Consider the following 17,815-nt stretch of genomic DNA (forward strand, 5'->3'; position numbering starts at 1 on the left):
GGCCACGCGCCGCAACAGAGGCAGTCACATGGAACTGACAGGTAAGTTGCTGATCGCCATGCCGGGAATCGGGGATCCCCGATTTGACAACTCGGTGGTGTTTCTGTGTTCGCACGGGGATGAAGGGGCGATGGGGCTGATTATCAACAAGCTCGCCCCCGGCGTGGAACTCAGGACGCTGTTCGACCAGCTGGAGATCGAGACCAAACCGACGCCCGGGCGCGCGCCGGTCTATTTCGGGGGGCCGGTGGAGACCCAGCGCGGATTTGTGCTGCATTCGGATGAATATATCTCGACCGTGAACTCGCTGCCGGTGAAGCCCGGGTTTTCGATGACGGCCACGCTGGATGTGCTGGAAGAAATCGCCGAGGGGCGCGGGCCGGAGCAGTTTCTGGTTATGCTGGGCTATGCAGGATGGGGGCCCGGGCAGCTGGAGGATGAGATTGCCCAGAACGGTTGGCTCACGGCGGAGGCCGAGCCTGAAATGATCTTTACCGATACGGCAGATGACAAATGGGAGGCGGCGCTGGCCAGCATCGGTGTGACGCCGTTGAACCTGTCGATGGATGCCGGTCACGCCTGATCCGTCAGGGTCAGCGGGGCAGGGGCGGCGAGACGGGGGCGCTCCCGCCCGTCGGGCGGCATTGGACATGCCGTCCTCCCGTTGGGCCCGGCGCCGCTGACGCGGCGCGGGTCCGGTCGCATCCGGCGCGCGCCTAAGCGGGTGTCTGGGTCTTGGGCAGATCTGTGGTGGCGGGGCCTTGCCGCAGGGAGCTCCGGCACCAACGCGTGTCAGCGCGGGGCGGCAGCGCGCCGCAAGCGGTCATTGATGGCAACGCCCAGTCCCTGTTCGGGGATCGGCGCCACCGCAATGGGCCTGGCCCGCGCATCCAGCGCATGCAGATGGCCAAAGAGATTGGCTGCGGCCTCGCGCAGGTCGCCCGTAGCCGACAGGTTGAGGTCGCATTGCCCCGCCCCAAACCCAAGCGATAGTTCGCCGGGCTCAAACCGTGTCGCATTCAGGCGCACGCTGGCTTTGGGCGCGTAATGGGACAGGAGCTGCCCCGGCGCGGTCAGCGGGTCGCTGCTGTCGCGTTCGGCAATCGCATGCCCCAGCGTCGCCTCGATCTCTTCGGCGGACAACCCGCCGGGGCGCAACAGAACGGGCACATCGCCGGCCAGCCCGAGGATCGTGGATTCCACCCCCACCGTACAGGGGCCGTCGTCGAGGATCGCCGCGATGCTGCCGCCAAGCCCCGCCTCCACATGCGCTGCGGTGGTCGGGCTGATCCGCCCGGAGGGGTTGGCAGAGGGCGCGGCCACCGGCCCGCCGACCGCCGCCAGCAACGCCCGAGCGCAGGCCTTGGCGGGCACGCGCACCGCCAGCGTGTCGAGCCCTGCCGTCACCAGCGGTGACACGCCATGGCCGGATCGCAGCGGCAGGACCAACGTCAGGGGGCCGGGCCAGTGCGCCGCTGCCATGGCCTCGGCCATGTCATTCCACTCGACCAGCGCGCGCGCCGATGCCACATCCGCCACATGCGCGATCAGCGGGTTGAACGTCGGCCGCCCCTTGGTGGCGTAGATCCCGGCCACCGCGGTGCCATTGCGCGCATCCGCACCCAGCCCGTAGACCGTCTCGGTCGGAAAGGCGACGAGCTCTCCGGCCTGCAACAATGCCGCCGCACGGGCGATCCCGGCGGGCGCGGCATCCAGCGCTTCGGTCTTGATCGGGCTTTGGGTCATCGGCGCAACTCTTGGGGTAGATCCATCCAGTGGCCGTTCCGTCACTTTGCCCGATGACGCCGCGTTTTGATTGCGTGCGGTGCGGGGCAGTTTACGACATGGGCCAAGGCACAGTAAATAACGGCTATGGGCGCGGTTGCCAAGCGGCGCAGGCCCGCATGGCGCACGCCACGCCGCCCCGATGAGAAGAGGTCCCTCAGATGAGCTATCGCGCCCCCGTTTCCGAATATCAGTTCCTGTTGTCCGAGATCCTCGGCTTTGATCGCATAACCGCGACCGAGCGCTTTGCCGATGCGGATGCGGATGTCGCCAGCGCGATCCTGACCGAAGCCGCCAAGATGTGCGATGCGGTCATGGCGCCCCTGCAACGCGCCGGCGATCTGGAACCGGCGCGGCTGGAAAACGGCGTCCTGCGCACCTCGCCGGGGTTTGGTGACGGCTACAAGGCGATCGCCGAGGGCGGCTGGATCGGGATGAGCGCGGACCCCGAATATGGCGGCATGGGGCTGCCGATGTCGCTGACCACCTCGGTCAATGAGATGATGTCGGGCGCGTGTCTCAGCCTGCAATTGGCCCCGCTGATGAGCCAGGGTCAGATCGAGGCGCTGGAGCATCATGCCTCTGATGCGCTGAAGGATCTCTATCTGCCAAAGCTGATCTCTGGCGAGTGGTCGGGGACCATGAACCTCACCGAGCCGCAGGCGGGGTCTGACGTGGGGGCGCTGTCCTCAAAGGCAGAAGACAACGGCGATGGCACCTATGCGGTCTCCGGCCAGAAGATCTATATCTCCTGGGGCGACAATGACTTTACCAAAAACGTCTGTCACCTTGTGCTCGCGCGGCTGCCGGATGGGGTGACCGGCACAAAGGGGATCTCGCTCTTTCTTGTGCCCAAGTACCTGCCCGACGAGCACGGTAACCCGGGCAAGGCCAACAGCCTCAAGGTGGTCAGCCTTGAGCACAAGATGGGCCTGCATGGCTCGCCCACCTGTGTGATGCAATACGATGGCGCAACCGGCTGGCTCGTGGGCAAGGAACATGGCGGCATGGCGGCGATGTTCACGATGATGAACAACGCCCGTCTTGGTGTGGGCGGTCAGGGTGTTGGCGCAGCCGAAGGCGCCTATCAGCACGCGCTGGCCTATGCGCTGGATCGCAAACAGGGCAAGACCCCGGGCGAGGGTGGCACGGGCACCATCGTGGACCACGCCGATGTGCGCCGGATGCTGATGGAGATGAAGGCGGATGTCTATGCATCGCGCGCGATCATGCTGGCCTGTGCGGGGGCCATCGATATGGGCACCGCCACAGGAGACGCCGAGTGGAAAACCCGCGCGGCTTTCCTGACACCGATTGCCAAGGCCTTTGGCACCGAGACCGGCATCCGCGTGTCCGAGCAGGGCGTGCAGGTGCATGGCGGTATGGGTTTCATTGAGGAAACAGGTGCTGCGCAGTTCTACCGCGACGTGCGGGTGACGGCGATCTATGAGGGCACCAATGGCATTCAGGCCATGGACCTTGTGGCGCGCAAGATGATGGACGGTGGCGAGATGGCGCATCGCCTGATCGACGAGATCGAAGAACAGGCCGAGCGCGCCCGCCCCACGCACCCCAATATGGCCGAGGCCGTCTGGCAGGCCTGCGAAACCCTGCGTGAGGCCACCGAATGGCTGGTCGAAGCGGATATGCAGGACCGCTTTGCCGGGGCCGTGCCCTATCTGATGGCCTTCGCCCGTGTTTTGGGCGGGCACTATCACCTTGCTGCGGCCTTGGCGGACAAGGGCGGCGCGCGTGAGAAACTGGCGCGGTTCTACATCAAGCGGATGCTGCCCCAGCACGCAGCCTATCTGATCCACGCCCGCGAAGGCGCTGCGGGGGCCTTTGCCCTCACCGCAGAAGAACTGGCAAGCTGATGGTGTCTGTCGCCGATGTGGCCCCCCGCACCCCGTGGGAAGAGCCGCCCGCACAGGGCGAGGCGATTGAGGTCGCCGAGGGCGTTCTCTGGATGCGCCTGCCGCTGCCGATGAAGCTCGATCACGTCAATGTCTATGCCTTCGACGAGGGAGACAGCTGGACGGTGGTGGATACTGGCATGTCCTCAAACAAGACCCGCCGCATCTGGGAGCAGTTGATGGCGGGGCCTCTGGGCGGCAAACCCGTGCGCCGGGTGGTGGTGACCCATCACCACCCCGATCATATCGGCAATGCGGGCTGGTTTCAGTCCGAACACGGCGCGGAGCTGGTCACCACCCGCACGGCGTGGCTGTTTGCCCGGATGCTGACGCTGGATGTGCAGGAGCAATGGCCTGCGGAAACACTGGCCTATTATCGCAGCGCCGGCATGGACCCGGAGACCTACGCGACGCGCAAGGCCGACCGGCCCTTTAACTTTGCCGATACGGTCTACCCGATGCCCTTGGGCTTTACCCGCGTGCAGCAGGGCGATGTGTTTCGCATGGGTGGACGCGACTGGGACGTGCATATGGGCAATGGCCACGCGCCGGAGCACGCAACCTTCTGGAGCCGGGACGATAACCTCGTGCTGACCGGCGATCAGGTGCTGTCCTCCATCAGCCCCAATATCGGCGTCTATGCCACCGAACCCGAGGCTGATCCACTGGCGGAATGGCTGGAGGCCTGCGAGCGACTGGCGGCATTGGCGCGCCCCGAGCATCTGGCGCTGGGCGGGCACAAGCTGCCGTTTACCCGGCTGCCGCTCAGGATGCGGCAATTGATCGACAATCACCACGGCGCGCTGGACCGGTTGCTGGATCACCTGGACAGTCCCAAAAGCGCCGCCGAGTGCTTTCCTCCGCTCTTCAAACGCAGCATTGGACCGGGCGAATACGGGCTCGCGCTGGTCGAGGCGGTGGCCCATGTCAATCACCTCTACCGCACCGGCCAGGTCTCGCGCACACGGCGCGATGATGAGGCTTGGGTTTACCAACGGCGCTAAGCCTGCCACCTTGGGTGAAATATCGACGACCCAAGGACGTTTCCAATGGACGACAAGATTTCCACCAGCGCCGAGGCGGCAGAGGCGGCGGCGCTGCCCTGCCATCGCGAGGTGCATACGGATCCCGATGCGCCCGCGGCGTTGAAGGATGTGCCGGCCCCGATGCAGAAGGTGCCCGCGCCAGAGCAGAAGAGCCCGGCGCGCTGGGCCTATGAACGGCTGATCCTCTACATCCAGAACTTTGAGAAGACGCTGGATGGCGAGCATGAGGTGGCGATGGGGTTTGCCGGTGGCGATGCCGGTGTGCTGCGGATCGAGGGCATGGGGTATTTTGACCCGGACATCGTGACCTTCTACGGCAGCGATTCGCGTGGCGCCCGAACGCAGCTGGTGCAGCATGTGAGCCAGCTGAACGTGATCCTGCGGGCGATGCCCAAGCCCAAACCGGAAGAGCCAGCCAAGCGGATCGGGTTTCGTCTGGTGGCGGAGCTCGAAGATCAGGCCTGATGGGATGAGCCCGGGTCAGTCCGGACAATATGGGCGGCCCGTTCCGTTCGGTCATCGAGGGATTGCGCTTTGCTTTGCAAATCGCCGGGGGGCAGGGGCGGCGCCTTCGGCGCCGCCCCTGCCGGGCCCAACGCTTTTGCGGGAGGCTCTGCCTCATGCACAAAGGGGCGGGAGTTGCCCCTTGCCGCTGTGGTTTTGACGAGGTGCCAGGTCTGCGGTTGGTTGCCGCAGTGGTTTTGAAACATGTCCGGTGCGTGGGGTGGTGACAGCCGTTTTGAAATCCAGTATCACCACGTGCAACAGGAAGATGCGAACAGGACTTCACAGTTATGGCTGAACACAAGCACGGCACCATGGATACCACCGTTCAAGAACAGACCTACGCGGGCTTCATGACCTTCGTCACGCGTTTCTGCATTGCGCTGGTTGTTTTTGCCCTGTTCCTGGCGATCTTCGCAACCTGAGTTCTGCTCGTCCGACCAGCCCCCCATCTCGCCGCGACATTCAGGAGCACCGTCCGATGCGCAAGCCGATCCTGATCCTTGCGCTCTGCGCGGCACTTGCCGGATGCGCGGCGCCCCAACGTCCGGACGCTGATCCCGACACGATCGCAGCGGTGCGGTATCGGGATGCGGGCGGGCCGTCGATGACGCTGATAACGGTGGTGAACAACCGGACCGGCCAGGGCGGACACACGGCGCTGATGGTGAATGCCTCCGAACGTGTGATCTTTGACCCGGCCGGCTCGTTCTACGCCGATGTGGTGCCGGAGCGTCAGGACGTGCTGTTTGGCATTTCCCCGCGCGTGTTCCAGGCCTATCGCAGCGCCCATGCGCGCGAGACCTTTCATGTGGTGACGCAGGAGGTCGCGCTGACGCCCGCGCAGGCCCAGATGGCCTATCAGCTGGTCACCACCAATGGCCGCGTCCCGGGTGCGTTCTGCGCCAACGCGACCTCGTCGATCCTGCGCCAGGTCCCGGGCTTCGAGGGCATCGACGTGACCTATTATCCGGTGAAACTCCAGGAACAATTCGCGCAGTTTCCCGGTGTCGAGACCGGCAAATACTATGAAAACGACAGCGAGGATCTCTCTGCGGGTCTGGAGGCGGGCAATGCCAGCCTGAACGCAGATACCGGCAGCTGATGGGGCGCCCGTGCCTTTGAGCCAGAGAACCTAAGGCCCGCCTGTCCAAAAGCGCCGTTTGCAGGGCTGCAAGACGGCCCTTGAGCGCTCCGGCGGGCTCAGCCGGTGAGATACATCAGCACCCACAGGCTGCAGGCACCGGACACCATCGCCAGAAGCACGTTCTTTGTTAGCGCCGCAATTGCAAAGGTGAGCGCGGCAGCTGCGAAGTGGATCAAGCTCGGCGTGCCCCCGGTCGGCGCCGGCCAGACCACCAGCGGTGCCACCAGCGCCGGGATGATCGCCACCGCGGTATAGCGCAGGTGCCGCATCAGCCAGGCGGGCATCGCGCGATTGCCGACGAGCCCGATAAAGGCAAAGCGCAGCGCATAAGAGCCCACCGCCAATCCGGCAATGACAATCCAGAGCGTGCTGCGATCAAAGCTCATTTCGGGCCCAGCCATGCCTATACCTCCGTCTTGGTTGCGGTGCGGCGTTCGAACCACAGTTCCGCCTGCGCCCCCGCCATCATCCCGGCCAGCCCGGCCACGATCAGACCGAGGTTGTAGGGCAGCATCGCCGCCGGCAGCGCGACGGCACAGGCGGTGAAACAGGCCACAACATGCGCCGGGGTGCGCAGCATCGGCCCGATCATCGCCAGAAAGGCGATCGGCAGCACAAAATCCAGCCCGAGACTGTCGGGCACCGATGCCCCCACCAGCGCGCCGGTGATCGTCGCCACCATCCAGAAGGGCGCCACCAGCCCGTTGGTGCCAAAGAAATAGGCCATCCGTTCCGACGTGCCCCAGTCGGCGCGGCGTTCGAATTCGATCATCGACAGAGCATAGGATTGATCCACGGTGACATAGGCCGCACAGGCCCGCTGCCAGAGCGGTGCATCGCCCAGGTAGGGCGTGAGCGAGGCCGAATACATCGCCACCCGCAGGTTCACGGCGAGGGCGGAGATCAGCACGATCAACGTCGGGCTTTGTTCCTGCATCAACTGGAGCGCGGTGAACTGGGCAGAGCCGGCAAACACCGCAAGCGAAAAGGAAAACGCCTCGATGACGTTCAGCCCGGCCTCGGCGGCCAGCACGCCGAACAGCAGGCCAAAGGGGCCGGAGACCAGCACAAACGGGGCGCTGTCGCGCATGCCTTTCCAAAAGGCGGATTTCACGGTGGAGATTGGCATGACGGGGCCTTAGGTTATGCCTCACATGGCTACGCGGGTTGGAGGCGCTTGGCAATTGGCAAAACTTAACGTGGCAACGGAATACCGTATTGCACCGGATCCCGGCAACCCGCGTCTGACGCGCAAGGTCACCGGCGTTGATCATCTTGGCCAGGAGGCCGAGATTTCGGTGGTCGAGGAGCGCCCTCTCACGATCTATCTGAACCGGCAGGAGATCGTCACCGCGATGACGATTGGCGACTACCCGGAGTATCTGGCGCTGGGGTTTCTGAAAAACCAGGGCATGCTGAGCGCTGAGGATGTCGTGACCCGCGTCGACTACGACGAAGAGGTCGAGACGGTCGTGGTGCGCACCGAGGTCGAGACCTCGCATGAAGAAAAGCTCCAGAAAAAGACCCGCACCTCGGGCTGCGCGGTCGGCACCGTCTTTGGGGATATGATGGCGGGGCTGGAGGGCGTGACCCTGCCCGCAACGCCGGTGAAGACATCCTGGCTCTATACGCTTGCACATGAGATCAACCGCACGTCCTCGCTCTATCTGGAGGCAGGTGCGATCCATGGCACCGTGCTCTGTCGGGAGGACCGCCCGCTGGTCTACATGGAGGACGTGGGGCGCCACAATGCGGTGGACAAGATCGCAGGCTGGATGCTGTCGGAGCGGGCAGAGGCATCGGACAAGATCCTCTATACCACCGGGCGGCTGACCTCGGAGATGGTGATCAAGACCGCGATGATGGGCATCCCGGTGCTGGCCTCGCGGTCTGGATTCACTGCCTGGGGCGTGGAGATCGCGCGGCAAGTCGGGTTGACGCTGATCGGCCGGATGCGCGGGCAAAGGTTTGTCTGCTTGGCGGGTGAGGAGCGTCTGGCGCGCGATGTGGACCCCTCTGCGATGCCGGAAGAAGACAAGAAACACCGCCGCAAGAGTGCGGATTGACCGCGCGGGGGGGCAGCGCGCCTCAGGGCCATCGAGGCCCCTCGGCGCGCGTCGCGGCTGTGCCGCTGTGGGTGCGCCGCGAGTGGATGGAAGTGAGCCATGGAACGTGATTTTGGGATATGGATCGTTGTCGGTTTTATGGCGTGGATCGTGGTCGGGTTCTCTGCACTTGCGATCTTGTGGAAAACGAAGTCGCTCTTGGGGCGCTATTTTAGCGCAATGGAGACGACCTCATGGCAGCACCGCGCCGCACTTGGGTGGCGACGTGGAAACCCGATTGTGCCGATACTGGGTGCTCGCCAAGAGTACTCGCATCGCAGATTGTTTTGGCGGCTTACGCTTTGGGGGCCACCGCCACAGCTGAAACACTCGCAAGAGGCGTTGTCGGCCCTGCAGTCCTATCGGCGCTTGGCTCTTTCGGTCTATTTGATGCAGGCGCTCGTCGTGGTGCTGTTTGGGTACTTTTTCACGTGGGTATTTTTATGGATGGCCTTAGGCGTCAGTGTGGCGGGAGCCATGTTGCTGCGGCCTGACCCTTGGACGGAGAATGTGACATGACCCAACCCCTTGGTGTGATCCTTGCCGGTGGCCTCGCGACCCGGATGGGGGGCGGTGATAAGGGGCTTTTGTCCCTTGGTGGTCAGAGCCTGATGGCGCGAGTCATCGACCGGTTGTCACCGCAAGTGCGTCAGATCGCGCTCAACGCCAATGGTGACGGGGCGCGGTTTGATAACTTTGGGCTGCCGGTCATCCCGGACAGTATCGAGGGCTTTGCGGGTCCGCTGGCGGGGGTTCTTGCGGGCCTCGATTGGGCGGCGGAACAGGGGGCGGCGGCGATTGTCACGGTGGCGGCTGATACGCCGTTTTTCCCGCATGATCTGGTGGCGCGGCTGGTCGCGGCCTCTGATGGGCAGCGCCACCCGCTGGTTCTGGCAACCACCCCCAAGAGCGGCGATGAGGTGCTGAAATCCGGCGGCAAGGGGCGGGTGAACCGCCACCCGACGTTTGGTCTGTGGCCGGTTGCCCTGCGCGATGATCTGCGGGCGGCACTCACCGGCGGTTTGCGCAAGGTGGTCCTGTGGACCGACCAGCACGACGGACGCGAAGCCCTGTTTGAGGCGGAGCCCTTTGATCCCTTCTTCAACGTCAACACGCCCGACGATCTGGCGCGGGCAGAAGGTCTGCTGCGATGAAGCTCTATGGGGTGACGGGCTGGAAGAACAACGGCAAGACCGGGCTGATGGAGCGATTGGTGGCGGAGTTCACCGCACGTGGCCTCACGGTCTCGACCCTCAAGCATGCCCATCACGCCACCGATGTGGACCAGACCGGCACGGACAGTCATCGCCACCGTGTTGCGGGTGCATCAGAGGTGGTGCTGGCCTCGCCCAATCGCGTCGCCATCATGCAGGAGTTGCGCGGCGCGCAGGAACCCTCATTGACGGAGCTCCTCGCCCGGATGCGGCCGGTCGACCTGATCCTGATCGAGGGCTACAAGCGCGAGACCCATCCAAAGATCGAAGTGCACAGGGCGGAGGCATCGACGGCGCTGATCGCTCTAAACGATCCGACCATTCGCGCGGTGGCCTCTGATACGGCGCTGGAGCTTGATCGTCCTGTCTTTGATCTCGATGACACGGCGGCGATTGCCGATTTTATCGCGGCGGAGCTGGGGCTCTGAGGGGCTTTGACACGTTTGTCATGGTGGATTGGTCCGGGGGCAACGACACCGGACCGCGTCCGCGCAAGGATGCCATCTGGGTCTGCGTGGCGCGCGGGGGCGCGGCTGAGGCCCCTGTCTACCTGCGCAATCGCGCGTTGGCGCAGGAATGGCTGGCTGATCTGATCGACACCGAACTGACAGCGGGCCGCAGGGTGGCGCTTGGGTTCGATTTCCCGTTTGGCTACCCGGCAGGCTTTGCAGCGGAGATGACGGGCAGGCCTGACCCGCTGGCCCTGTGGCAATGGTTCGCTGACCGGATCGAGGATGCACCGAAGGCGAACAATCGCTTTGATCTGGCAGGTGAGATCAATCTGAGCCTTGGGTCGGGACCGCAGAGGCAGGGTCCGTTCTGGGGCAATGGGCTGAGGCGTGACATTCCCGGCCTGCCGCGTCGCAAGGTGCGTTATCACAACCCCTTTGCAGATCGTCGAGCGGTGGAACATAGCGCCAAGGGCAGCTTCACCTGCTGGCAGATGTCTGGTGTGGGTGCGGTTGGCGGGCAGGTCATGATGGGCCTGCCGGTGCTGCATCGCCTGCGCGCAGGGTTTGCGCCCCATGTGGCGGTCTGGCCGTTCGAGCCGCTCGATACGCCGGTCGCGCTGTTGGAAATCTGGCCGTCGCTCACGACCCCTCCGGCCCCCGACGGGTGGATCAAGGACGCCTGGCAGGTGCATAGCGTGGCGCTGGACCTCGCCCGTCGCCCTGTGGCAGACCTGAACCGATATCTGAACGTGACCGCCCCCATCGCATTGGAAGAGGGCTGGATTTTCGCCGTGGAGCCTGACTGATGACCCTCACACCACCGCCTCTCAGCAATGATTGTTTCGCTTTGCCGCAAGGGGTGGACTGGACGCCCGTGGACGAGGCATTGGCATTGTTGCGCGGTCGTCTGGGACCGGTGACCGGGGCGGAGACCGTGTCCTTGTCCGAGGCGCTGGGGCGTGTCCTTGCCGAGGATGCAATTGCGCTGCGTTCCAACCCGCCGCAACCCAATACGGCGGTGGATGGCTATGGCTTTGCCGGCGGGCGCCCCGAAGGAGCGCATGTGATGCCGCTGGTGGCAGGGCGTGCCGCTGCCGGGGTGCCGTTTAACGGTGTCGTGCCGCCGGGACAGGCAATCCGCATCCTGACGGGTGCGGCGCTGCCCGAGGGGGTTGATACGGTGATCCTTGAGGAAGACGTGCGCACGGATGGGGCCTCTGTCGCCTTTAACGGACCGCTGAAACCGGGGGCCAATACCCGTAAGGCGGGCGAGGATGTGGCCGCAGGGGATGTGATCCTGACCGCAGGCCGGGTGCTGACCCCAGCGGATCTGGCGCTGGCCTCTGCCACCGGGCTTGCAGAGCTTCTGGTGCGCAAACCTCTGCGGGTGGCGGTGATCTCCACCGGCGATGAACTGGTGGACCCCGGCGAGCCAGCAGGTCTGGGGCAGATCTACGATGCCAACCGTCCGATGTTGCTGGCTCTGATGCGGCAGTTCGGTTTTGAGACGGTGGATATGGGGCGGATCAAAGATGACCGCGCCGGGCTTGGCGCAGCGCTTGATCAGGCCGCCGCGCAGGCGGATGTGATCTTGACCAGCGGTGGCGCCTCGGCCGGGGATGAGGACCATGTGTCGGCTCTGCTGCGCGAGGCTGGCGCGATGCAGGAGTGGCGCATCGCTCTGAAACCGGGCCGCCCGCTGGCGCTGGGGATGTGGCAGGGCACGCCGGTCTTTGGCCTGCCGGGCAATCCGGTGGCGGCGCTGGTCTGTACATTGGTGTTTGCCCGCCCCGCGATGGGGCTGATGGCTGGCGCCGGTTGGGCAGAGCCGCAGGGGTTCGAGGTGCCAGCCGCCTTTGCAAAACGCAAGAAGCCGGGGCGGCGGGAGTATCTGCGCGCGCGTATGCGGGCAGGACGGGCGGAGGTGTTCAAATCCGAAGGCTCAGGCCGGATTTCGGGCCTCAGCTGGGCCGAGGGTCTGGTGGAGCTGCCCGACGGGGCCGCCGAGATCGCGCCGGGGGATCCTGTGCGATTTATCCCTTTCGCCAGCTTTGGCATGGGGTGACAGGGCGGGCGGGGGCGCTCCCGCCGAGCGCGGCGGCATCACAGATGCCACCACCCCCGTTTGGGCCCGGCAGCGCGCCCTGCGGGCGCGCTGTGGGGCGCGCCTGAATGACCCCTATCGCTGTAAATCGCGGGCCGCGCCCGCAGGGCGCGCCGGGCCCAACGGGAACGGCTGCATTTATAATGCAGTTGTGACGGGCGGGAGCTTCCCCGTCCTTGCGTCCCCGGTCAATGTCGTCAGAGGTTCAGCGCCCGCGCAAAAACATCGTTTTGATAGGCCTGATCCTCAATGCAAAACTGCGTGATGCCGATCCGCTCAAAGCCCTGAGCGCGGTAGAAGGCGATGGCGGGCGCATTCTCAGAGTTGGTGGTGAGCCAGACCGAGGCAGCTCCCGCCTCCTGTACAGCCCGCATGCCGGCTGACAAGAGCGCGCGGCCAATGCCCTTGCCATGATGACGCGGCTGCACGTAGAGCGTGGCGATTTCGGTCTGGTGGTGGCCTGCCAGCGGGTCCGGACAGCGGTGCGACATCCGGATGTAGCCATCAATGCCATCCTGGTTCTGTGAGACGATGATGCTGTGATCCGGCGCGTCGATCAATGCCGCCATTCGGGCCGGCGTAAATTCTGACAGCACATAATCCGCAAAATGCGCGTTGATGCCCCGGCGCAGATACGTGCTGATCCAGACCTCCAGCGACAGGGCCGCAAGGCTTGAGGCATCCTCGGCGCGGGCCGGGCGCAGGGTCATGCGTCCGCAGCCCCAAACGTGCTGCGCATCAGTCGAAGGTGCCCGCAACACGCCCCAGGAGCATGAACGCACGGGCGGTGCGGGTGTCGCTCAGGGCGGAGATCTCCGTATCGGTCGCCTCCGCCTCAAACCGGGTGAACATCTGGTCGAAACGGCGCAGGAAGTGGTGGGCACTGTCGCGAAACAGCGGGTCCTGCTTCATCCGCGCCGACGACAGCGCCAGCGATGACCGGTCCCGCACCCCGCCAAGCGCCGCGACCGCGCGTCCGCGCGCGCCATTGGCAAACTGACGCCAGATGTCGGGGCGGGCACGGTCGGGGCGCAGGTCATCCATGTAGATGCCTTCCTGGCTCAGCAGGGTCAGCACATCCTGGGCGGCGCGGATCACCTGCGCCGCGTGGCGGTCCTTCAGCGCAAGGCGCAGGGAGACAAAGCCATCCTCATCCTCAGCCGACTCCGGGAAGTTCAGCGCCCGGATGAAATGCTCATTGGACAGGGGCGGCGACATGTCCTCGGCAGAGGTGCCCAGCTCCAGCGATCCCTGTTCGGCCACCGCCTCCATCGCCTTGGACGGAATCGCCAGCCGTTCCGGCGTGCGGCGGGTGGACTGGAAGGTGGCCAGAACCGTCTCCGTCTTGCGGGCGGTTTCAGCGATCTCTTCCAGCTTCTTGGTCACCGAGGGCTCGGACACCGCGGCCGCCGCCTGGGTATGGGCCAGATACATATGACGCAGGCTGGAAATCGCCGCATGCAGGCGATCCGTCTCTTCGCGCATGATCCGGGCCGACCGCAGCGCGATTGCGGCCACCAGCAGCATCAGCACCGGCATCATCACCGCAAGCACCCGCACCAAGGGCGCGTTCCACTCGGTCGACAGCGCCATGTCGGGCGCCAGCACATAGACCGCAAGGATGACCAGCACCCAGAGCACCGCCAGCGCCAGCGCCGCCAGCTCGGGCAGGCCAAGCGGCGTCCGGGAACTGCTCTCCAGTTCCGGCAATGCCATACCGGCCTGCCGGGCGGCAGAGGGCTGGTCCTTCTGGCTGGGATCGGTGGTCATGTCCTGCCCGCTATGTCCCTCTGTGTGCTTGGTTTTGCCTAGGCGTAGGTGATCTTGAGAATCTCATAGGCACGATCCCCGCCCGGGGTGCGCACCTCTACACTGTCGCCTTCTTCCTTGCCGATCAAGGCGCGCGCGATGGGGGATTTCACATTCAGCAGACCCGCCTCGATATTGGCCTCGTGCTCACCCACGATCTGCCAGGTCTTCTCTTCGTCGGTGTCCTCGTCCACCACGGTGACCTTGGCGCCGAACTTGATCGCGCCCGACAGTTTCGCCGGATCGATCACATCGGCCAGCGACAGCACGCCTTCGAGCTCCTTGATACGGCCCTCGATAAAGGACTGCTTTTCACGGGCGGAGTGGTATTCGGCGTTTTCCGACAGATCGCCCAGCTCGCGGGCCTCGGCAATGGCCTGAATGATGGCCGGGCGCTCCACGCTCTTGAGATTCTTAAGTTCCGCTTCCAGCGCCTGAAAGCCCGTCGGCGTCATCGGGATCTTGTCCATGGTCTTGTCCGCTTTCGTGGTTCGTTCTTTTGTTGTTTCATGTCTCTTGAACGCCACCGCCCCGCCGCGAGGAGCAGCGGGGCGAGCCGTCGTGTTGGCAAATACCTGACCCAATCATGGATGCAATTGCAAGGGGGGCTGCGCGGGATGTGCGGGCTTTTGCTGTTTGCTGCGGGTGTTTAACGCAGCCAGCGGGGCCTCGGCGGCAGCGGCCCGGTCAGACTGGGAGGCCGTGGAGGCCGCGCCCGATGTCGCCGCGCGGGGCCGAAGTCCCGTAACCCGCGCGGTCCGTTTGCGGCCAGGAACAGAAGGTCAATCATACTCAACGAGCTCATACTCCACCCCCTCTTCGTCGAGGAAATAGAACCGGCGTCCTGGTTCATAATCCGCATGGCTTTTTGGCGTGTAGCCGGCCGCCTTCACCGCCGCTTCGGCGGCATCGAGATCCTCGACCACGACCGCAAGATGGTTGAGCGCGCCCTTGCTGGAATAGCGCGGGGTCGGGTCGGCCAGACCCTCGGCGGGCGCATAGAGCGCGAGGTAGCTGTCCTTGGACCCCACGTGTACGGTGTAGCCACCGTTCAGGGCCGGCCCTTGCCAGCGGATGTGCCAGCCAAAGATTTTTTCCATCCATGCGGCGGTCTTGTCGGGATCGCTGACGCAGATATTGGCGTGTTCGAGCGTTGCAGTCATCGCGGAGGCTCCTTCCATATGTCTTGCCTCCATCCGTGATAATTTCTAAACCTAACTTTAGCTCAAGAGGTTTCTGGCCGATCCCTGCGTTTTTTGCCCGGCCCCATGATTGGCCCGTCGCCCAGCCCACCAGCTACGGAAGGATCTACCGCATGCCCGCCCCCCATGGACTGTCGATCGGATATCTGGCCGAGCGCACCGGCCTCGCGGTGTCGGCCATTCGCTATTACGAGGCGCAGGGCCTGTTGGAGCCCTGGCGCAATGCAGGCGGTCAGCGTCGGTTTCATCGCGCCGACATTCGGCGGCTGAGCTTTATCATGATCGCGCAGAAATTCGGCTTCACCTTGCCTGAAATTCGCGAGCAGCTGCAAAGCCTGCCCAACAAGCGCACCCCGACCAAGGACGACTGGTCGCGCCTGTCGGCGGGGTTTCGCAGCCATCTGGACGCGCGAATCGCAACGCTTGAAAAACTGCGCGACGATCTGGATGGCTGTATTGGCTGCGGCTGCCTGTCTTTGCCCACCTGTGCGCTTTATAATGCAGAGGACCGGGCCGCCAAAAAGGGCCAGGGACCACGATATCTGATGGGAGATCGGCCCGAAACTTGACACTCCTGTCGATTCACGCCGTTATTCGCGTCTCGGGTGACGAAAACCGGCGCGCCAAGGGGGTATTTTCCGGGTCTGTCAGGGAACCTACGTAGGGTATGGATTGACCTCTCCATGCTGCACCCGCTAAGCAACCGCGCAAGAATGTTGCGCCACACCGCCAGCGCAGTCACATTGCGCCAACCAGCCAAGGACCAGACGCGCAGGTCCGCACGATAGCCAAGGAGCACGCCGAATGGCCGAGATTGAACGCGAAGCAATGGAATACGACGTTGTGATCGTCGGGGCCGGTCCTGCCGGTCTGTCGGCCGCGATCCGCCTCAAGCAACTCGACGCCGATCTGGACGTCGTGGTGCTGGAGAAGGGCTCCGAGGTCGGCGCGCATATCCTGTCTGGCGCGGTTCTGGACCCCTGCGGTCTCGATGCGCTGATGCCCGACTGGAAGGAAAAGGGCGCGCCGCTGAACGTCGCTGTCAAGGACGACAATTTCTACATGCTGGGCGAGGCGGGTCAGATCCGCATCCCCAACGCGCCGATGCCGCCCCTGATGAACAACCACGGAAACTACATCGTCTCCATGGGCAATGTCTGCCGCTGGATGGCGGAACAGGCCGAGGAGCTGGGCGTCGAGATCTTCCCCGGCATGGCCTGCTCCGAGCTGGTCTATGGCGACAAGGGCGAAGTCAAAGGCGTGGTCGCGGGTGTCTTTGGCCTCGAAGAAGATGGTTCCTACGGCCCCAACACCGAACCGGGGATGGAGCTGCACGGCAAATACGTCTTCCTCTCCGAGGGCGTGCGCGGCTCGCTGTCGAAAGAAGTCATCGCCAAATACGGTCTCTCTGACGGCAAGGAGCCGCAGAAATACGGCGTCGGCATGAAGGAAATCTGGGAGATCGACCCCGCCAAGCACAAGGAAGGCTCCGTCACCCACACCATGGGCTGGCCGCTGAATTCCAACGCCGGCGGTGGCTCCTTCATCTATCACCTGGATAACAATCAGGTCTATGTGGGCTTTGTGGTGCACCTCAACTACAAGAACCCGCATCTCTATCCCTACATGGAGTTCCAACGCTTCAAGCATCACCCGATGGTGGCGGAGCTTTTGAAAGGCGGCAAACGCGTCGCTTACGGCGCCCGCGCAATCACCGAGGGCGGTTATCAGTCGATGCCGAAACTGACCTTCCCGGGCGGCGCGCTGCTGGGCTGTTCCGCGGGCATGGTCAACGTGCCGCGCATCAAGGGCAACCACAACGCCATGCTGTCCGGCAAGGCCGCAGCCGAAGCGGCCTATGAGATGATCAAGGCCGACACCACCGATCAGGAGCTGACCGCCTATGAGGCGGAGGTGCGCAATGGTGCCATCGGCAAAGATCTCAAGATGGTGCGCAACGTCAAACCGATGTGGTCCAAATGGGGTCTCACCGCCTCGCTGGCGCTGGGTGGTCTGGACATGTGGACCAACAACCTCTTTGGCCTGTCTCTCTTTGGCACGCTGGGTCACGGCAAGAACGATGCCGAGGCGACGGAACCGGCCGAACAGCACAAGCCCATCGACTATCCCAAGCCCGATGGCGTGTTGTCCTTTGATCGCCTGACCAACGTGTCCTTTGCGGCGACCAACCACGAGGAAAGCCAGCCCTGCCACCTGCGGCTGGGCAACAAGGACACGCCGATCTCCGTCAACCTGCCGAAGTTCGACGAACCCGCGCAGCGCTACTGCCCGGCAGGGGTCTATGAAGTGGTCGAAAAGGACGGCAAGGCCGAGTTCGTCATCAACTTCCAGAACTGCGTCCACTGCAAGACCTGCGACATCAAGGACCCGAGCCAGAACATCAACTGGACCACGCCGCAGGGCGGGGATGGACCCAACTATCCGAACATGTAACCGGCAGATATGCCATTCGTGATCACTTTGATGGGGCGCCTGCGGGGCGCCCCATTGCGCATTGCAGGGCTGGCGTCTAC

21 protein-coding genes are annotated in these 17,815 nt (G+C 64.2%); 14 read left to right on the top strand and 7 right to left on the bottom strand.

The window, feature by feature from the left end:
• Positions 1 to 28 precede the first annotated feature (28 nt).
• A complete protein-coding gene (locus tag MHM97_RS01080) occupies positions 29 to 583 on the top strand; it encodes a YqgE/AlgH family protein (RefSeq protein ID WP_239318691.1) in 555 nt (184 codons plus the stop codon).
• Between the two features lie 209 nt (positions 584 to 792).
• On the opposite strand, the gene MHM97_RS01085 is transcribed toward MHM97_RS01080, so the two are convergent.
• Entirely contained in the window at positions 793 to 1,746 is a 954-nt protein-coding gene (locus MHM97_RS01085; RefSeq protein WP_239318692.1) for an L-threonylcarbamoyladenylate synthase, read from the bottom strand.
• Between the two features lie 200 nt (positions 1,747 to 1,946).
• Between MHM97_RS01085 and MHM97_RS01090 the strand changes: the two genes are divergently transcribed.
• The 5 genes from MHM97_RS01090 (at position 1,947) to MHM97_RS01110 (ending at position 6,353) form a co-directional block, all read left to right on the top strand.
• Positions 1,947 to 3,659 (top strand): acyl-CoA dehydrogenase, encoded by a 1,713-nt coding sequence (locus MHM97_RS01090; protein WP_239318694.1) that lies wholly within the window; start codon positions 1,947 to 1,949, stop codon positions 3,657 to 3,659.
• Positions 3,659 to 4,702: an MBL fold metallo-hydrolase gene (locus MHM97_RS01095; protein WP_239318696.1), complete on the top strand. Its 1,044-nt coding sequence runs from the start codon at positions 3,659 to 3,661 to the stop codon at positions 4,700 to 4,702. The genes MHM97_RS01090 and MHM97_RS01095 overlap by 1 nt, the downstream gene beginning before the upstream one ends.
• Before the next feature lie 45 nt (positions 4,703 to 4,747).
• Positions 4,748 to 5,209 carry a DUF6173 family protein gene (locus MHM97_RS01100; protein WP_239318698.1) on the top strand — a complete coding sequence of 154 codons (462 nt, stop codon included), beginning with the start codon at positions 4,748 to 4,750 and terminating at the stop codon, positions 5,207 to 5,209.
• Positions 5,210 to 5,538: 329 nt separating this feature from the next.
• Complete coding sequence (locus tag MHM97_RS01105) at positions 5,539 to 5,673, top strand: aa3-type cytochrome c oxidase subunit IV (protein WP_239318702.1); 135 nt, start codon at positions 5,539 to 5,541, stop codon at positions 5,671 to 5,673.
• 56 nt (positions 5,674 to 5,729) lie between these two features.
• Positions 5,730 to 6,353 (top strand): hypothetical protein, encoded by a 624-nt coding sequence (locus tag MHM97_RS01110; protein WP_239318704.1) that lies wholly within the window; start codon positions 5,730 to 5,732, stop codon positions 6,351 to 6,353.
• Positions 6,354 to 6,451: 98 nt separating this feature from the next.
• Here the strand turns inward: MHM97_RS01110 and MHM97_RS01115 are convergent, their stop codons facing one another.
• Together MHM97_RS01115 and MHM97_RS01120 are read right to left on the bottom strand one after the other, a co-directional pair.
• Entirely contained in the window at positions 6,452 to 6,796 is a 345-nt protein-coding gene (locus MHM97_RS01115) for an AzlD domain-containing protein (RefSeq protein WP_239318706.1), read from the bottom strand.
• Between the two features lie 2 nt (positions 6,797 to 6,798).
• Positions 6,799 to 7,524: an AzlC family ABC transporter permease gene (locus tag MHM97_RS01120; protein WP_239318708.1), complete on the bottom strand. Its 726-nt coding sequence runs from the start codon at positions 7,522 to 7,524 to the stop codon at positions 6,799 to 6,801.
• Positions 7,525 to 7,579: 55 nt separating this feature from the next.
• Between MHM97_RS01120 and MHM97_RS01125 the strand changes: the two genes are divergently transcribed.
• From MHM97_RS01125 to MHM97_RS01150, 6 genes are all read left to right on the top strand, one after another.
• The gene (locus MHM97_RS01125) at positions 7,580 to 8,461 is read left to right on the top strand and encodes a formate dehydrogenase accessory sulfurtransferase FdhD (RefSeq protein WP_370645664.1); all 882 of its coding nucleotides are present in this window, start codon (positions 7,580 to 7,582) and stop codon (positions 8,459 to 8,461) included.
• A 99-nt stretch (positions 8,462 to 8,560) separates the two neighbouring features.
• Positions 8,561 to 9,019, top strand: a complete 459-nt coding sequence (locus MHM97_RS01130) for a hypothetical protein (RefSeq protein WP_239318710.1) — start codon at positions 8,561 to 8,563, stop codon at positions 9,017 to 9,019.
• Positions 9,016 to 9,654 carry a molybdenum cofactor guanylyltransferase MobA gene (mobA, locus tag MHM97_RS01135; protein ID WP_239318711.1) on the top strand — a complete coding sequence of 213 codons (639 nt, stop codon included), beginning with the start codon at positions 9,016 to 9,018 and terminating at the stop codon, positions 9,652 to 9,654. The genes MHM97_RS01130 and mobA overlap by 4 nt, the downstream gene beginning before the upstream one ends.
• Complete coding sequence (gene mobB / locus MHM97_RS01140; protein ID WP_239318712.1) at positions 9,651 to 10,142, top strand: molybdopterin-guanine dinucleotide biosynthesis protein B; 492 nt, start codon at positions 9,651 to 9,653, stop codon at positions 10,140 to 10,142. Before mobA ends, mobB begins: the two co-directional genes overlap by 4 nt.
• Before the next feature lie 20 nt (positions 10,143 to 10,162).
• Positions 10,163 to 10,972: a molybdopterin guanine dinucleotide synthesis gene (locus MHM97_RS01145; protein WP_239318713.1), complete on the top strand. Its 810-nt coding sequence runs from the start codon at positions 10,163 to 10,165 to the stop codon at positions 10,970 to 10,972.
• Entirely contained in the window at positions 10,972 to 12,231 is a 1,260-nt protein-coding gene (locus MHM97_RS01150) for a molybdopterin-binding protein (protein ID WP_239318714.1), read from the top strand. The genes MHM97_RS01145 and MHM97_RS01150 overlap by 1 nt, the downstream gene beginning before the upstream one ends.
• Before the next feature lie 236 nt (positions 12,232 to 12,467).
• Here MHM97_RS01150 and MHM97_RS01155 read toward each other — a convergent pair whose 3' ends face one another.
• The 4 genes from MHM97_RS01155 to MHM97_RS01170 all read right to left on the bottom strand — a co-directional run bounded on the left by MHM97_RS01155 (position 12,468) and on the right by MHM97_RS01170 (position 15,242).
• Complete coding sequence (locus tag MHM97_RS01155; protein ID WP_239318715.1) at positions 12,468 to 12,980, bottom strand: GNAT family N-acetyltransferase; 513 nt, start codon at positions 12,978 to 12,980, stop codon at positions 12,468 to 12,470.
• 28 nt (positions 12,981 to 13,008) lie between these two features.
• Positions 13,009 to 14,040, bottom strand: a complete 1,032-nt coding sequence (locus tag MHM97_RS01160) for a hypothetical protein (protein ID WP_239318716.1) — start codon at positions 14,038 to 14,040, stop codon at positions 13,009 to 13,011.
• A 38-nt stretch (positions 14,041 to 14,078) separates the two neighbouring features.
• The gene (gene greA / locus MHM97_RS01165) at positions 14,079 to 14,549 is read right to left on the bottom strand and encodes a transcription elongation factor GreA (protein ID WP_239318717.1); all 471 of its coding nucleotides are present in this window, start codon (positions 14,547 to 14,549) and stop codon (positions 14,079 to 14,081) included.
• A gap of 312 nt (positions 14,550 to 14,861) precedes the next feature.
• On the bottom strand, positions 14,862 to 15,242 hold the full coding sequence (locus tag MHM97_RS01170) for a VOC family protein (protein ID WP_239318719.1): 381 nt from the start codon (positions 15,240 to 15,242) through the stop codon (positions 14,862 to 14,864).
• Positions 15,243 to 15,394: 152 nt separating this feature from the next.
• On the opposite strand from MHM97_RS01170, the gene soxR reads away from it, so the two are divergent.
• Entirely contained in the window at positions 15,395 to 15,850 is a 456-nt protein-coding gene (gene soxR / locus MHM97_RS01175; RefSeq protein ID WP_239318721.1) for a redox-sensitive transcriptional activator SoxR, read from the top strand.
• Positions 15,851 to 16,085: 235 nt separating this feature from the next.
• Positions 16,086 to 17,735: an electron transfer flavoprotein-ubiquinone oxidoreductase gene (locus MHM97_RS01180; RefSeq protein WP_239318723.1), complete on the top strand. Its 1,650-nt coding sequence runs from the start codon at positions 16,086 to 16,088 to the stop codon at positions 17,733 to 17,735.
• Positions 17,736 to 17,815: the final 80 nt, after the last annotated feature.

The sequence above is a fragment of the Epibacterium sp. Ofav1-8 genome (assembly GCF_022348185.1).
Classification (GTDB): domain Bacteria; phylum Pseudomonadota; class Alphaproteobacteria; order Rhodobacterales; family Rhodobacteraceae; genus Epibacterium.

What these genes read in the sequence shown, in the direction of transcription:
- MHM97_RS01170 (WP_239318719.1), bottom strand. Translation starts at nt 15,242, where the DNA reads ATGACTGCAACGCTCGAACACGCCAATATCTGCGTCAGCGATCCCGAC.
- soxR (WP_239318721.1), top strand. Translation starts at nt 15,395, where the DNA reads ATGCCCGCCCCCCATGGACTGTCGATCGGATATCTGGCCGAGCGCACC.
- greA (WP_239318717.1), bottom strand. Translation starts at nt 14,549, where the DNA reads ATGGACAAGATCCCGATGACGCCGACGGGCTTTCAGGCGCTGGAAGCG.
- MHM97_RS01130 (WP_239318710.1), top strand. Translation starts at nt 8,561, where the DNA reads ATGGAACGTGATTTTGGGATATGGATCGTTGTCGGTTTTATGGCGTGG.
- MHM97_RS01105 (WP_239318702.1), top strand. Translation starts at nt 5,539, where the DNA reads ATGGCTGAACACAAGCACGGCACCATGGATACCACCGTTCAAGAACAG.
- MHM97_RS01100 (WP_239318698.1), top strand. Translation starts at nt 4,748, where the DNA reads ATGGACGACAAGATTTCCACCAGCGCCGAGGCGGCAGAGGCGGCGGCG.
- MHM97_RS01180 (WP_239318723.1), top strand. Translation starts at nt 16,086, where the DNA reads ATGGCCGAGATTGAACGCGAAGCAATGGAATACGACGTTGTGATCGTC.
- MHM97_RS01160 (WP_239318716.1), bottom strand. Translation starts at nt 14,040, where the DNA reads ATGACCACCGATCCCAGCCAGAAGGACCAGCCCTCTGCCGCCCGGCAG.
- MHM97_RS01120 (WP_239318708.1), bottom strand. Translation starts at nt 7,524, where the DNA reads ATGCCAATCTCCACCGTGAAATCCGCCTTTTGGAAAGGCATGCGCGAC.
- MHM97_RS01115 (WP_239318706.1), bottom strand. Translation starts at nt 6,796, where the DNA reads ATGGCTGGGCCCGAAATGAGCTTTGATCGCAGCACGCTCTGGATTGTC.
- mobA (WP_239318711.1), top strand. Translation starts at nt 9,016, where the DNA reads ATGACCCAACCCCTTGGTGTGATCCTTGCCGGTGGCCTCGCGACCCGG.
- MHM97_RS01085 (WP_239318692.1), bottom strand. Translation starts at nt 1,746, where the DNA reads ATGACCCAAAGCCCGATCAAGACCGAAGCGCTGGATGCCGCGCCCGCC.
- mobB (WP_239318712.1), top strand. Translation starts at nt 9,651, where the DNA reads ATGAAGCTCTATGGGGTGACGGGCTGGAAGAACAACGGCAAGACCGGG.
- MHM97_RS01095 (WP_239318696.1), top strand. Translation starts at nt 3,659, where the DNA reads ATGGTGTCTGTCGCCGATGTGGCCCCCCGCACCCCGTGGGAAGAGCCG.
- MHM97_RS01090 (WP_239318694.1), top strand. Translation starts at nt 1,947, where the DNA reads ATGAGCTATCGCGCCCCCGTTTCCGAATATCAGTTCCTGTTGTCCGAG.
- MHM97_RS01155 (WP_239318715.1), bottom strand. Translation starts at nt 12,980, where the DNA reads ATGACCCTGCGCCCGGCCCGCGCCGAGGATGCCTCAAGCCTTGCGGCC.
- MHM97_RS01110 (WP_239318704.1), top strand. Translation starts at nt 5,730, where the DNA reads ATGCGCAAGCCGATCCTGATCCTTGCGCTCTGCGCGGCACTTGCCGGA.
- MHM97_RS01145 (WP_239318713.1), top strand. Translation starts at nt 10,163, where the DNA reads ATGGTGGATTGGTCCGGGGGCAACGACACCGGACCGCGTCCGCGCAAG.
- MHM97_RS01150 (WP_239318714.1), top strand. Translation starts at nt 10,972, where the DNA reads ATGACCCTCACACCACCGCCTCTCAGCAATGATTGTTTCGCTTTGCCG.
- MHM97_RS01080 (WP_239318691.1), top strand. Translation starts at nt 29, where the DNA reads ATGGAACTGACAGGTAAGTTGCTGATCGCCATGCCGGGAATCGGGGAT.